The sequence below is a fragment of the Bacillus sp. 3255 genome (assembly GCF_031456485.1).
Classification (GTDB): Bacteria; Bacillota; Bacilli; order Paenibacillales; family NBRC-103111; genus Paenibacillus_E.
The window spans coordinates 230,017-245,180 of sequence record NZ_JAVDUS010000008.1 but is presented as its reverse complement, the minus strand read 5'-3'; the positions used below and the strand labels follow the sequence as shown (position 1 = coordinate 245,180).

10 protein-coding genes are annotated in these 15,164 nt (G+C 54.9%); 9 read left to right on the top strand and 1 reads right to left on the bottom strand.

Annotation, left to right across the window (positions count from 1 at the left end):
• Nucleotides 1-69 precede the first annotated feature (69 nt).
• The 9 genes from J2X61_RS14685 (at nt 70) to J2X61_RS14650 (ending at nt 14,008) form a co-directional block, all read left to right on the top strand.
• The gene (locus tag J2X61_RS14685) at nt 70-1,899 is read left to right on the top strand and encodes an APC family permease (RefSeq protein WP_274467356.1); all 1,830 of its coding nucleotides are present in this window, start codon (nt 70-72) and stop codon (nt 1,897-1,899) included.
• A gap of 755 nt (nt 1,900-2,654) precedes the next feature.
• Entirely contained in the window at nt 2,655-2,723 is a 69-nt protein-coding gene (locus J2X61_RS36345) for a potassium-transporting ATPase subunit F (protein ID WP_379239640.1), read from the top strand.
• 35 nt (nt 2,724-2,758) lie between these two features.
• Nucleotides 2,759-4,429 carry a potassium-transporting ATPase subunit KdpA gene (gene kdpA, locus J2X61_RS14680; protein ID WP_310188686.1) on the top strand — a complete coding sequence of 557 codons (1,671 nt, stop codon included), beginning with the start codon at nt 2,759-2,761 and terminating at the stop codon, nt 4,427-4,429.
• A 36-nt stretch (nt 4,430-4,465) separates the two neighbouring features.
• On the top strand, nt 4,466-6,508 hold the full coding sequence (gene kdpB / locus J2X61_RS14675) for a potassium-transporting ATPase subunit KdpB (RefSeq protein WP_274467507.1): 2,043 nt from the start codon (nt 4,466-4,468) through the stop codon (nt 6,506-6,508).
• Nucleotides 6,509-6,530: 22 nt separating this feature from the next.
• On the top strand, nt 6,531-7,094 hold the full coding sequence (gene kdpC / locus J2X61_RS14670; RefSeq protein WP_274467355.1) for a potassium-transporting ATPase subunit KdpC: 564 nt from the start codon (nt 6,531-6,533) through the stop codon (nt 7,092-7,094).
• Nucleotides 7,095-7,164: 70 nt separating this feature from the next.
• Complete coding sequence (locus J2X61_RS14665; RefSeq protein ID WP_310188616.1) at nt 7,165-9,474, top strand: histidine kinase; 2,310 nt, start codon at nt 7,165-7,167, stop codon at nt 9,472-9,474.
• A 4-nt stretch (nt 9,475-9,478) separates the two neighbouring features.
• Entirely contained in the window at nt 9,479-11,068 is a 1,590-nt protein-coding gene (locus J2X61_RS14660; protein WP_310188612.1) for a DUF4118 domain-containing protein, read from the top strand.
• Complete coding sequence (locus J2X61_RS14655; protein WP_310188609.1) at nt 11,028-11,729, top strand: response regulator; 702 nt, start codon at nt 11,028-11,030, stop codon at nt 11,727-11,729. The genes J2X61_RS14660 and J2X61_RS14655 overlap by 41 nt, the downstream gene beginning before the upstream one ends.
• 611 nt (nt 11,730-12,340) lie before the next feature.
• Entirely contained in the window at nt 12,341-14,008 is a 1,668-nt protein-coding gene (locus J2X61_RS14650) for a ribonuclease J (RefSeq protein ID WP_274467351.1), read from the top strand.
• A 13-nt stretch (nt 14,009-14,021) separates the two neighbouring features.
• Here the strand turns inward: J2X61_RS14650 and J2X61_RS14645 are convergent, their stop codons facing one another.
• Nucleotides 14,022-15,014: a zinc-binding dehydrogenase gene (locus J2X61_RS14645; protein WP_310188606.1), complete on the bottom strand. Its 993-nt coding sequence runs from the start codon at nt 15,012-15,014 to the stop codon at nt 14,022-14,024.
• Between the last annotated feature and the right edge of the window lie 150 nt (nt 15,015-15,164).

Below are 15,164 nucleotides of genomic sequence, written 5' to 3'. Positions count from 1 at the left end.
ACTTTTTTGGTTCTTTTATGGGATGACAGGGTAATTTAAGGGAGAACTCCAACAACAGGTGGTGGGATCATGCTGTCAGCCTTGAAACGCTTTTTGATCGGTCAGCCATTGAAGTCAGCCGAGCTGGGAGAGCAGAAGCTGAATAAAACCAAAGCGCTAGCGATACTGTCTTCCGATGCGCTCTCTTCCGTCGCCTACGGACCCGAACAAATTTTGATTGTCCTGATTACGGTCGGCGCTGCGGCGCTCTGGTACTCGGTACCGATCGGTGTAGGCGTATTGATTCTGTTATTAGCTTTAATTTTGTCTTATCGGCAAATCATTTACTCCTATCCTCATGGCGGCGGCGCCTATGTCGTATCTAAGCAAAACCTGGGCGTCAATGCCGGGTTGTTGGCAGGGGGCTCTCTGCTCGTGGACTATATCCTCACGGTTGCGGTCAGCATCTCGGCGGGCACCGACGCGATTACGTCGGCCTTTCCAAGTTTGCACCCGTACAATGTGGACATTGCAACCCTGCTCGTGATCGGCATCACCATCCTAAACCTCAGAGGTATTACGGAATCCGCATCGATTCTGGCGTATCCGGTCTATTTATTTATTTTGGCGCTGTTTATTTTGATCGGTGTCGGTCTATATAAATTGTCGACCGGCTCGATCTCGCCGGAGGTGCCTGTAACTATGGGGACGCCTGTGGCCGGGATTACGCTGTTCCTGCTGCTGAAGGCTTTCGCTTCCGGCAGCTCCGCTCTAACCGGTGTGGAGGCGATCTCGAACGCGATCCCGAATTTCAAGGACCCCGGTCCGCGCAACGCCTCCAAAACCTTGGCGGCCATGGGGCTGCTGCTTGCCATCTTGTTCGCCGGCATCGTATATTTGGCGTTTGCCTACGGCATTGCGCCGAAAGCGGAGGAAACCGTTGTCTCCCAGATTGCCTCCAAGACGTTCGGCCGGAATTTCATGTATTACTTCATTCAGGGCACGACGGCCATGATTCTGGTCCTTGCCGCGAATACGGGGTATTCGGCCTTTCCGCTGCTCGCCGTTAACTTGGCCAAGGATAAATATATCGCCAGAATGTTCACCATTCGCGGCGATCGGTTGGGTTATTCGAACGGCATTATTTTTCTGGCGATCACCTCGATCATTCTGATTATTGCGTTCAAAGGCCGGACGGAGCATCTGATCCCGCTGTATGCGGTGGGCGTGTTCATCCCTTTCACACTGGCCCAAACAGGGATGCTGGTGAAATGGGTGCGCGAGAAGCCGGAGAAATGGATCGTGAAATTGACGATCAATCTGGTCGGCGCACTAATCAGCTTCACGGTTATGCTTATCTTCTTCATTACGAAGCTCGGGCAGGTCTGGCCGGTCTTCATCTTCCTGCCGCTCATTGTGTACATCTTCCACAGAATCAAGAAGCACTATGAAGCGGTTGGGGAGCAGCTGCGGATCACGACCTGCGAGCCTGCGCTGCCGATCGACGGCAACATTATGGTTGTGCCTGTCGCGGGAATCACGCATGTGGTCGAGAATTCGCTCAACTATGCCAAATCCTTGCTGCCGCCGCAGCAGATTATTGCAGTGTATGTGGCTTTCGACCGGGAGACGGAAAAGCAGTTCGAGGAGAAATGGTTGAAGTGGCAGCCGGAGATCCGCTTGGTGACGCTGCATTCGCACTACCGCAGCATCATCCAGCCGTTGACGAAGTTTATTGACACCGTTGAGCATAAAGCGATGGAGTCGAACTATCGGGTGACGGTGCTGATCCCGCAGTTCATCCCGAAGAAGAATTGGCATAACATTCTTCACAACCAATCCAGCCTGCTGATTCGGGCGTTTCTGCTGTATCGGAAGGATCTGATTGTGACGACGGTGCCGTATCATTTGAAAAAATAGCCCGGCGCGCGTCGGTGCGCAAGAGCTCGTCGCCCGTGGCCGGGCCGGGCGGGCTGTCGCCGTTGGCGGCGTATGGCGCGTTAGCGGCGTTGGCGGCGAGCAGATGGGCACACGTACGGCATCTAACGGACACCACGGCCGTTAATGCCGCGAAAAACGGCGCGCATGCGATCTAACGGACACCACAGCTCTTATTTGCTGAATTTCGGGCGAAATTCGCCGGAAATGAGCAAATAGCGGCTCTGGTGTCCGTTAGATTTTCAAAGCGGCGGAAACGGCCGGAATAGGGTCCGCTGTGTCCGTTAGCCAGGCGGGGACGCGGGGCCTCATCTTAATAGTTAGCTGGTAAAAGAGCGCAGCAAAGTGTCTTCATCCACTCGAAGCAGAGTGGGGGAGGCGCTTTTTTGCATGTCCAGCCAGCAAACATTTTTATACTTTTTTTATACGGCGGCGGGGATTCTTTACCCCCTTTTTATAGGAATCGGACTTACAATGAGTCAGGAAAGGAAGCGATGAACGTTTATGCGGCACCGACCAAAGCTGGGAAGAAATTCATAAGTGAAGTTTCTCCTGTCCTCCCTGGGTGCAAGTAAGAACAGAGATTTCGGCTGATGCTGAAGGAGGTGCGACGTTGCGATGTACAACGATGTCACGATGATTTTATTAATGGCATTAACGTTTCTGGGATTTTGGGGATTTTTCAAATACTGTGACAAAGCGTAAGCACCGCAAAGGAGGCGTTATAGGTGATCGTTATGGGTGTAGTTGCCGTCGCCGTCATGATCTATCTGGGCTTTGTCTTGGTGAAGCCGGAGAAGTTTTAGAGCTTGGATAAGCAGGGGGAGAACCTACTATGGGTATGGGATTGTTGCAAGTTGTCATAACACTCGGGATCGTCATGATCTTGGTGAAGCCGATGGGCAGTTACTTGGTAAAAGTATTTGGACGGGAGAAGACCGCTCTTGACCGTCTGTTTGGCCCGATTGAACGAATCGGTTACCGGCTGGCCGGCGTTCGGGAAGATGAGGCGATGGGCTGGAAGAAGTATGTAGGAGCCGTACTGTTAGTCAATTTTGTGATGCTCGTTGCCGTCTATGCGGTATTCCGGCTTCAAAAGTACCTGCCGCTGAACCCGGACAGCATTGATAATATGCCGCCGGCTCTTGCTTTTAATACGGCTGTTTCTTTTATTACGAATACGAACTGGCAGGCCTACAGCGGTGAAAACACACTTAGCTATTTCTCACAAATGGTGGCGATCACGTTCCCGATGTTTACGTCGGCGGCAACCGGCTTTGCCGTAGCAATAGCATTCATTCGCGGTCTCGTAGGCCGTCAGGACGATCTAGGCAATTTCTATGTAGATATGACGAGGGCGATCACTCGCGTCTTTTTGCCGCTCAGCTTCATCGTTGCCTTAGTGCTTGTGTTCCAAGGTATTCCGCAGACGCTGCAAGGAGCGGTGCAGGCTACGACGCTGGAAGGCGCCCAGCAGACGATTACGCGCGGTCTCGTTGCCTCGCTGGAATCGATCAAGCACATCGGGACGAACGGTGGTGGTTGGTTCGGAACGAATGCTGCGCATCCTTATGAGAATCCGACCCCGGTAACGAACCTGATCCACATTGTCTGCATGCTGCTGCTGCCTACATCGCTGGTGTATGCCTTCGGTCTCATGATTAAGAATAAGAAACAGGGCTGGACGCTGTTTGCAGCGATGGGCATCATTTTCCTGGTGATGCTGACAACGGTGTTTTATGCGGAGTACAAAGGCATTGCCGCCATTGACGCTATGGGCGTACACGGGAATATGGAAGGCAAGGAAGTTCGTTTCGGCCTGTCCCAGACGGCGCTGTTCGCCGCTGTAACGACGGCAGCTACGACGGGGAGCGTCAATGCGATGCACGAATCGCTCACTCCGCTCGGCAGTATTGCGCCTTTTGCCGAAATGATGCTGAATAACGTGTTTGGCGGCAAGGGCGTCGGGCTATTGAACGGCCTGCTGTATGTGATATTATCCGTCTTCATCTGCGGATTGATGGTTGGCCGGACACCGGAGTTTCTGGGCAAGAAGATCGAGGGCAAAGAAATCAAGCTGGCGGCCATCGCGATTCTGATCCATCCGCTCATTATATTGGCTCCGACTGCATGGGCGCTGTCCCGGCCGGAATCGGTGCATTCGATCGCTAACCAGGGGCTGCACGGATTGGGCGAAGTGCTCTACGCTTTTACGTCCGGCGCGGCGAATAACGGCTCTGCCTTTGGCGGTCTGACAGCGAATACGAATTTTTACAACTTGGGGATCGGGATGGTCATGCTGTTCGGGCGCTATATGTCCATCATCGTCATGTTAGCTATCGCAGGATCTCTGGCAACGAAACGGATTGTTCCGGTTACGACAGGAACCCTTCGTACGAACACGCCTTTATTTATGGGGATTATGATCATGATTATTTTAGTTATCGGTGCTCTAACGTTCTTCCCGGCGCTGGCACTTGGGCCGATCGCTGAACATCTGGCGGCGCGCTAAGGATAGACGGGATAGAGAGGGAGGATTACTATGGCTATGGCTGCGGAACGCAACAAAACGATGTCCAAAGAGATGCTGAGTCAAGCGGTCTTGGACGCATTCAAGAAATTACATCCATGGGTGATGATGAAAAATCCGGTCATGTTCGTCGTAGAGATCGGCACGGTCATTGCGCTGCTGCTGACTCTGGCTCCGGATCTGCTAGGCGCAACAGAGGTAGGACGCGGTTATAATGCCGCCGTGTTCCTGATTCTGCTCTTCACGTTGCTGTTCGCGAATTTCGCGGAAGCGCTGGCCGAAGGCCGGGGCAAAGCGCAGGCGGATACGCTGCGGAAAACGAAGTCGGATACGAAAGCTAGGCTGGTTGGGAAGGACGGCACGTTCCAGGAAGTGTCCTCGACTTCTCTGCGCAAGGGAGACATTGTACGTATCGAGGTTGGCGAGATCATCCCTTCCGACGGGGAAATCGTCGAGGGCTTGGCCTCGATTGACGAGTCCGCCATTACGGGCGAATCCGCGCCGGTCATTAAGGAAGCGGGAGGCGATTTCTCCTCCGTAACGGGCGGGACGCGGATAGCTTCCGATTACATTGTGATTAAGGTAACGACGGACCCCGGCGAGTCGTTTCTGGATCGGATGATCGCGCTTGTCGAAGGCGCCAAACGGCAGAAGACGCCGAATGAGATAGCACTGACCACGCTCCTTGCGGTGTTGACGTTGATTTTCCTGATCGTTATTGTGACGATGGTGCCGATCGCGCAGTATTTGGGTGTGAAATTGGAGATTTCCACCTTAATCGCTCTGCTTGTCTGTCTCATACCGACGACGATCGGGGGACTCTTGTCGGCGATCGGGATCGCGGGGATGGACCGGGTCACGCAGTTCAACGTGCTGGCGATGTCGGGGAAGGCCGTTGAAGCGGCAGGCGACATCGATACGATGATTCTCGATAAAACGGGTACGATCACCTTCGGGAATCGAATGGCCGCAGAATTCGTGCCGGTGCAGGGCGTGCCCGTCAAAGAGTTGATTTTCGCAGCGCTGCAAGCTTCTGTCAAGGATGAAACGCCCGAGGGCCGCTCGATCGTGGAGTTGGCGAACAAGCTGGGCACGACCTGGCAGGCCGGCGACTACGAAGCCGCACAAGTGGTGGAGTTCACGGCCGATACGCGGATGTCCGGTCTTAATTTGGCGGACGGTACAGCCATTCGCAAAGGTGCCGTGGACGCCATCCAGAAATATGTGACGGCACTTGGCGGTAAAGTCCCTGCCGATTTGGAAAGCAGCTCCAACCGGATTGCCAAAGCCGGAGGTACGCCGTTGGCAGTCGCTGTAGGAGGACGCATTTATGGCGTCATTTATCTCAAGGACACAGTCAAACCAGGACTTAAGGAGCGATTCGCCGAACTGCGTGCCATGGGTATCAAGACAGTCATGTGTACGGGCGATAATCCGCTGACGGCAGCGACGATTGCGCTCGAAGCCGGTGTAGACGAGTTCATTGCCGAGGCGAAACCGGAGGACAAAATTGCGGCGATCAAGAAGGAGCAGCAGGAAGGCAAGCTAGTCGCGATGACCGGAGACGGCACGAACGACGCGCCGGCGTTGGCGCAAGCGGATGTAGGACTGGCCATGAATTCAGGGACGATGGCGGCCAAAGAAGCGGCGAACATGATCGATCTGGATTCCGATCCGACCAAGCTGTTGTCGGTAATCTCTATCGGCAAACAGCTGCTGATCACGCGCGGTGCATTGACGACGTTCTCGATTGCCAATGATATCGCCAAATACTTCGCCATCATCCCGGCGATGTTCATTCTGGCCATGCCGCAGCTGCAAGCGCTCAATATTATGCAATTGGCATCTCCGGAATCGGCCATTTTGTCGGCGCTGATCTTCAATGCCATCATCATTCCGCTGCTCATTCCAATCGCAATGAGAGGCGTGAAATACAGAGCGATGTCGGCCAACAAGCTGTTATCGCGGAACGTCTTGCTTTACGGACTCGGCGGTGTCATTGTACCGTTCATCGGCATCAAGATCATCGATTGGGTGCTGTACGGTCTAAATATCGTATAAAGAGGAACGAGGAGATCATGATATGAAATCGGTTGGGATTGCTATTCGTATATCGGTACTGCTAATGGTCGTCTGCGGGCTGATTTATCCGCTCGTGACGACAGGCGTTGCGCAGCTGTTGTTTCCCAAACAAGCGAACGGCAGCTTGGTGGAAGCTGGCGGCACCGTCGCCGGATCGGAGCTGCTCGCGCAAGGGTTTGCATCGCCGAAGCTGTTCCATCCGAGGGCATCGGCAGCCGGTTATAACCCGGCGGCTTCGTCCGGCTCCAATATGGCCGTGGCTTCAAGCGACTATGCTGCGGCTATGGCGGAGAAGGTTGAAGCCTGGAAGAAGGAGAATCCCGCGCTTACCGATATTCCGGCAGAGCTTGTGACGGTATCGGGCTCCGGCTTCGACCCGGATCTGTCGCCGGAAGGAGCGAAAGCACAGGTGCCTCGCATCAGCAAGGAGACGGGGATCGGTGAGCGTCAGCTGAACGAGTTGGTCGACCGGCTGACGAAAGGGCGCCAGCTCGGCGTATTCGGGGAGCCGAGGGTCAACGTGACCGAATTGAATATGGAATTGCTGAAGCAGGTGAAAATGTAAGTGGCAGGCGCCGCTCTCCTTCCATGGTGAGTGGTTTCTGCGCATTCAAGGGCAGAGGAGAAGAATACCTGTGGATAACTTCAAACGGAAAACGCCGGAGGAGATTTTATTATCCATCTCCAAATTGCACCGCGGTTCCTTGAAAATATATATGGGGGCTGTCAGCGGATCGGGGAAAACGTACCACATGCTTCGGGATGGACAGAACCTCAAGAAACAGGGCATCGACGTCGTGATCTGTGCAGTCTCAACGCTGCAGCGGCCGGAAACGATGGAACAGTTGGGTGACTTGGAGCGGGTTCCAAGTATTCATTGGTTCCGGGGGGACGTGGAGCAGAAGGATTTGAATGTCGAAGCCTTGGTGATTCGAAATCCGGAGGTTGTCCTCACGGACGGCCTGGCGCATCGGAACCGCCCGGACGCGCGCTTTCCGACAAGGCTGGAAGACATTAAGTTCCTCCTCTCCCAAGGCATAAGCGTCATTACGACAGTGAATGTCTACGAATTGGAGGAGGCGAAGGATGTCGCGCATAAATTAACGGGGATTGAAGTCCCCCATTGCGTGCCTTCGGACACTTTGGAGCTGGCCGATGAGGTGCGCCTGATCGACGCGACCCCGGAGACGATCCTGAGCCGGTTGGCGGAGGGGCATCTCAAGGGCCGTCAGGACGAGGGAGTCTTCAAACGCGGCAATCTGGGCGTGCTGCGAGAGCTGGCGCTGCGCCTGGTAGCCGAAGATGTGAACGACTCGCTCGAAGAACACCGCGATCAGATGGGCTTCTCCGGTCCCTCCGGAGTGACGGAGCGGATCATGGTCACGACGCAATATCACTGGAACGGCTCGATCTATGTTCGCCGGGGACAGCAAATTGCCAAACGCTTGAACGGCGAGCTTCTTGTCGTTACGTTACGCTACAAGAATAAGCTGTTAACGAAAGAAGCGGCCGCTTTTCGCAAATCCATCATGAAGCTGGTGGAGAAAGTCGGCGGCACCTTCGAGGAGCTGCCCTTGCTCTTTCGCCGGTGCATCCCGCGAATTTTGGTGGACTATGCCACCCTGCATAAAGTGACGCGCATCGTGCTCGGCCACTCGAAGCAAACCCGATGGCAAACATTGTGGCAGGGGTCCGTCATTAACGGCTTGCTGCGGAGAACGAAGACGATTGACTTATTTCTGGTGGCGGATCGGGCATCTATGGAAGGGGAGCGGATTCTGCCGGCCCATATCCAGGCGGTGAAGGAGCCCCATAAGTATAAGCGTCTCAGCAGGCAGGAAGTGGAGGCGAAGATTGAGAAGATCAGCCGCGGACGCTTCAAGGTGTATATCGGTGCCGCCCCCGGCGTCGGCAAAACATATACGATGCTGCGGGAAGGCGACGATCTGCTGAAGAAAGGGATCGACGTGAAGATCGGGCTACTGGAAACGCATGGACGCCATGAAACGATCCAGCAGATTGGCGAGCTGGAGACAATTCCCCGGGCGAAGCTGTATTATCAAGGCGTGAGGCTGGAGGAAATGGACACGGAGGCGATCATTCGGTTAAGACCCGAGGTCGTCTTGGTCGATGAATTGGCACATACGAATGTTCCCGGGAGCAAGCATAAGAAGCGGTATGAGGATGTGTTGGATATTTTGGAGGCGGGCATCTCGGTAATTGCGACGCTGAATGTGCAGCACCTGGAGAGCTTGAACGACGCCGTAGAGCAGATCACGGGGATCCGCGTGCGGGAGACGGTGCCGGACAGTCTGCTGCGGGCCGCCGATGAGGTGCAGCTCATCGATGTTGCTCCCGAGGCGCTGCGGCAGCGCATGCGGGAGGGTAAGATCTATGCGATGGCGAAAGTGGAGCAGGCGCTGGGCCATTTCTTCAAAATAGGCAACTTGATCGCCCTGCGCGAGCTCGCCCTGCGGGAAATTGCCGATGATGTCGACGAACGCTTGGAGTCGATGGAACGTAAAAGCTCGCTCCGCGGACCGTGGCGCCGCAAGGAAGTGATCTGCGTAGGCGTGACGGAGCTCGCCCAGGCTGACCGCTTGATCCGCCGGGGCTTTCGGATTGCGCACCGGCTGAAAGCGGCGTGGCACGTCTGTTTCATTGATCCGGGTCCGGCAGACGGGCTTCGACTGGACACTGACAAGTTGGAGAAGCTGAGGAGACTAACCGTCACGCTGGGCGGCCATTTTATTTATACGGAAGCGGGAAGCCGCAAGCAAGTACCGCGCGTATTCGCAGAATTGGCCGGCAAGGCGGCGGCGACGCAGATTATCGTTTGGAAGGATGCAACGGTTCGAAGGCTGCTCCCTTTAACGAGGCATATGGATGTGCTCATCGTAGCGGATTACGATATATGGCAAACCGCAGGAAATAAGGTAAAATGAGGACATGATGAATAAACCAACGGAAATTCCGGTTAGCTGGCAATCCTATGGCGTGACGGCTCTGTTTATTGCAGTGCTAACCTTATGCATGCATATATTCAGTGCGATGGTGGGTTTGGTCAATATCGCTCTGCTCTATTTACTACCGGTCCTGTTCAGTGCGGTGCGCTGGGGAAGAGGCCCGTCTTTCTTCGCGGCATCGGCCGGTGTGCTGGCTTTCGATTTCTTGTTCGTTCCCCCGGTTTTCAGCTTGTCGGTTGCCGATTTGCGGTATTTGCTATCCTTCCTTGTTTATATTTCCGTTGCGGCCTTAACGGCAAGCTTGGCTTCCAGGCTGCGCAGCCAATTCCATCAGGCCCAAATGAGGGAGGCCAGCACCGCCGCGCTCTATGAGCTGAGCCGCAAGATGACGGCAATCTCGGACGTCGATGTCCTCCTGAAGCAGCTCGTGCAGCATGTGTCGGACACGTTGGAGGTGAAGGCAGCGATTTTTCTGCCGAATGAACAAGGTGAGCTGCGGATGGAGGCATGCTCCGAGGAAGGCTGGGATGACACCCAAGAGGAGTCGCAGTTGTCTATCGCTGCATGGGTGTACAGACATCATACGCTGGCCGGCCGGGGCACGTCGTCCTTGCGGGAAGCCACCCATCTCCATGTCCCGCTGCTTACCGGCAAGCAGGCGCACGGCGTGTTGGCTGTCGATGCACGGACGTACAGCCAGTCCGGCATGCCGGAGCTGATCCGGACCATTGAGGCGCATGCCGATTTGGCGGCTGTCGCGCTGTCCCGCGTCAAGCTGGCCAATGAAGCGAAGGTCGCGCAGCTTACGGCGGAATCGGAGAAGCTGCGCACCGCGCTGCTCGATTCGCTATCGCATGAGCTGCGAACACCGCTCGCCGCGATTATCGGGTCGGTGACCGGCTTGCTGGAGGGCGATGCCGTGTTCAGCCCTGAAGACAAGCGCGAGCTGCTGCTGACGATCCGGGAGGGCTCGACCCGCATGAACAGGCTCGTAGGCAACTTGCTGGGCATGGTCAGGATCGAAAGCGGCATGCTTCGGCTGAACCGGACATGGAGCGGCATCGACGATCTGATCGGGGTTGCGCTCACCCAGTTGAAGGATGCGCTGCAGAGCCGGAAGGTAAGTGTCCGGCTGGCGCCGGATCTGCCATCGCTCCCGCTGGATGATGTACTGATGGAGCAAGTGCTGATCAATGTGATCAGCAATGCCATCAAATATTCGCCGGAAGGCAGCGAAATCCGTATGGAGGCGGAGTTCGACCGGGATATGCTTCACTTATATGTGAAGGATGAGGGGATAGGCCTTGCACCTGGCGATGGCGAACGGCTGTTCGAGAAGTTCTACAGAGGGCAGCTGACGAAGCATATCCCAGGTACGGGCTTGGGGCTCGCGATCTGTAAAAGCATTGTAGAAGCTCACGGCGGACAGATAGCCGCAAAGCCTAACGAGCCCAAGGGGACGGCGGTTCGTATAAGCTTGCCTCTGCATGTTCCTTTAAGAGAGAGGGGTGAAGATAGAGATGGAGATGCAGATGGAGAGGACACCTACAGGGGCGAAAATATTAATTATTGACGATGAAGCGCAAATCCGTAAACTGCTTCGGGTCACCCTTAATGCACACGGTTATGAAGCGGCGGAAGCGGCAACCGGGCACGAAGGGATGCTGCAGGCGACGATGGTGCGTCCAGACCTGATCGTCCTCGACCTTGGATTGCCCGATATGACGGGGATGGAGGTGCTGGCTCACATTCGGGAGTGGTCGAAGGTCCCGATTATTATTTTGACGGCCAAGGATCAGGAGCAGGATAAAGTCGCTGCATTGGATCAAGGGGCGGACGATTATGTGACGAAGCCGTTCGGCATGGGCGAGTTCATGGCCCGCATGCGTGTTGCGCTGCGGCATACCGCCAAGACGCAGGATGAACCGGTACTGCGGCATGGTCAGCTCGTCATTGATCTGGCGCACCGGACGGTTGAGCTGCAAGGGGAGAAGCTGAAGCTGACCCCGACGGAGTACGATTTGCTCAAAGTGCTGGCGTTGAACGCGGGCCGCGTCATGACGCACCGCCAGCTGCTCAAGCAGGTGTGGGGCGGCTCCCAGTATGAGTCCGACAGCCAATATTTGCGCGTATATGTCGGCCATTTGCGGAAGAAAATCGAAGCGGATTCGACAAGGCCGCAATACATTCTTACGGAGCCGGGGATCGGCTACCGTTTTGCATATCAGGAGTAGGCAAGTTCGAGCTGCTCAGCCTCCCACGCACTCCATTTGTCATAAATGGAAAAACTCCTGTTATTTCAGCGTTCAATTGGCTCGTGGAGCGAATAACGGGAATTTCTCCCGTTAAAACTCCGGATGCAAAACAAATATGGACAATTTTCATGGAATTAGCTGGAAAAAATCCAGTTATCACCTCAGCAGGAGTGCTATCACGCCGAAATAAAGGGAGAAATTCCAGTTACGCGTACCTCCTGCGCAGGATCCTCCTAATAGCACCAGCACCGCCGCCTCCTGCGGGACTCTCCTAAACATCAGCTCCGTCACCTCTGAGCGGATTCTCCTAATCGCACCAGATACGTCGCCTCCTTCGGGATCTTCCTAATCGCTCCAGCACCGTCGCCCCCTACGCAGTACTCCCCTAATCGCCCCAGCTCCGACATCCATGCGCGGGATTTTCCCACCCCCCCCCTAACAGGCTAGCCTTCCAATCCTAAAGAACTCTGCTCGCAACCGTTAAGTTCCTCACCGTCAGCGATCCAGAAAGATCACGATCGTTTGCATAGGGAGCTGCCATCCGCGGAAAATTAAGACAAAGCAGAATGTCACATAGGGGGTAATAGATTTTGAACAAGCAGGATCAGCAATTATCGGTCTTCTCTTTAGGCGGCATTAACGAAATTGGCAAAAATATGTACGTCGTCCAGCATGGAAACGATATCGTCGTAATCGATTGCGGCTCCAAATTTCCGGACGAAACCTTGCTCGGCATCGATCTTATCGTTCCTGATATTACGTATTTGCTCGAGAACAGCGAGAACGTCAGAGCGTTAATCGTGACTCACGGGCACGAGGACCACATTGGCGGCATCCCTTATATTCGCAGACAATTGAATATGCCCATCTATGCGACCAGGCTGACGCTGGGTCTGATCGAAGGAAAGCTCAAAGAGTCCGGGCTGCTGGCCGGCACTCAGCTGAACGAGATTACGTCCGATTCGAGCTTGACGCTGGGCAGCATCACATCCACCTTTTTCAAGACGAATCACAGTATTCCGGATTGTTTGGGGGTCGTGTTCCGTACGCCAGCAGGCACTGTCGTGCATACGGGGGACTTCAAGTTCGATCTCACCCCTGTCAATCATCAATACCCGGACATCCACAAAATGGCCGATATCGGTTCGAAGGGCGTCACGCTCCTTCTATCGGAGAGTACGAATGCCGAGCGGCCAGGGTACACGCCTTCCGAAAGCCATGTAGGCAAACATATCGAAGAAGCATTCCATAGAGCGAAGCAAAAAGTGTTCATCGCCACCTTCGCGTCTAATGTGCACCGGCTCCAGCAAGTTGTGGACGCCGCCTCGGCGACGGGCCGCAAGCTGGCGCTGCTGGGACGCAGCATGGTGAATGTCGTGAAGGTGGCTTCGGAGCTCGGCTACTTGAATGTGCCGGAGGGCATGCTGGTGGATGCGGCAGAGGCGGGCAACCTGTCTTCCGACCGTATTGCCATTCTGTGCACGGGCAGTCAAGGGGAGCCGATGGCCGCCCTTTCCCGGTTATCCCGTTCCAACTACCGCAATGTCGAGATTCAACGGGGGGACACGGTTATTCTCTCCTCTTCGCCGATTCCCGGCAACGAACGCAATGTCTCCAAGACGATCGATAATTTGTTCAGTCTGGGCGCAGAAGTGATCTACGGATCCAGCTCGTCGACAGGGATGCACGTCTCCGGCCACGGCAGTCAAGAAGAGCTGAAGCTCATGCTGACGCTGATGAAGCCCAAATATTTCATTCCGATCCACGGCGAATACCGCATGCTGCACCAGCATCGCATTCTGGCGGAATCGGTCGGGGTCGAGCCGGACAATATTTTCATTCTGAATAATGGGGATGTCGTGGATATCCAGGGGGAGACGGCGGTCCAAACCCGCAAAGTCACCGCGGGCAATACGTTGGTCGACGGCTTGGGAGATGTCGGGAACATCGTTCTAAGGGACCGGAAGCAGCTGTCGGAGGAAGGGATCCTCATTGTAGTTCTTTTGCTGAGCAAGGCGGATGGCAAAATTTTGTCAGGACCGGACATCATCTCCAGAGGGTTCGTATATGTGCGCGAGTCCGAGGATCTCATTGACCAAGCAAGCATCCTGGCGGCAGATACGGTCAACAGAATGCAGGCCGAGCAAATGAATCAATGGAATGTGCTGAAAATTAACGTGAAGGAAGTATTGGGGCGTTTCTTCTATGAGAAAACGGGCCGAAGACCCGTCATCCTCACCATCATTACGGAGTTTTAGCCTTGCGGATATATTAAACAGGCAAGATCAGCACTTTGCCCGAAGTCATATTAGCTGCATACTGATGGATCGCATCCACCGTTTGCGGGAGCTTGAACGTTTGGGAGATTTCCGTCTGGATGTGCGATCCGACGGATTTCTTCATCGAGCCCTGCAGGGAGAGCAGTTCGAAGATCGATTGGGTCTTCACCCATTCGGAAGCCCAGAAGCCCGTGATCTGCTTCCGGCGGAAAACGAGATCGTTGGCGTTAATGGTTGTCGTATGGCCGCCCAGCAGGCCGTATTGGAACAGCGTGGAGCCATCCGGGAGCGCCGAGAGCACGGTACCCGTCAAGTCTCCGCCTACGGCATCGAAACAGACGGTAGCTCCGAGCTCGTGGGTCTTGCGCCGCAGCGTCTCCTCGAAGGCTGGGGCGGCGCTGTTCACGATATGCAGCCCGCCGATTTCTCGCAATAGCTGCTCATGCTCACTTTTGCGAACTACACTGATGACGGCGAGGTTATGCGCTTTGGCGAGCTTCACGAGTATTCGGCCAAGCGCGCTGGCGCCGGCTGTCTGTACGATCGCCTTGGATCTGTGCTGCTTGGCGATCTTCACCATGGCCAGGGCACTCGCGGGATTCACGAAGAAGACCGCGCCCTGCTCGTCCGACACGTGGTCCGGCAGAACCATGCAGGTCATGGCGCTGGCTTTGGTATACTCACTCCAAGAGCCGTACACTTCCGAAACGAAGGCTACGCGCTTTCCTTTCAGCATACGGGCGACAAGACTGCTGCCGGTTGCAATGACCGTTCCGCAGCCTTCCATGCCTCCAACCGAAGGGAGTGCCCGCTTTATGCCGTAATTGCCGGAAAGAAATAATAAGTCCGCAGGATTAATGGAAGCTGCATGCACTTTAATGAGGACTTCATTGTTTCCGATTGCCGGAATCGGCGTTTCGCCGAATTCTATCCCCGAAACCCCGCTGTACTGCTTGATCAGCGCGGCTTTCATCATTTTCGACATACGTAATGACCCACCCGTCCTAGATGAAATGTTTACTAATGTTCACTGTATTATATAATACAGGGTGATTGGGTGGGAATAATGGCTAACATCAAATTTGCATAAAGATTTGATTAAGTGGGTGCCTTCGAGGCACCCTTTTGCATGAAA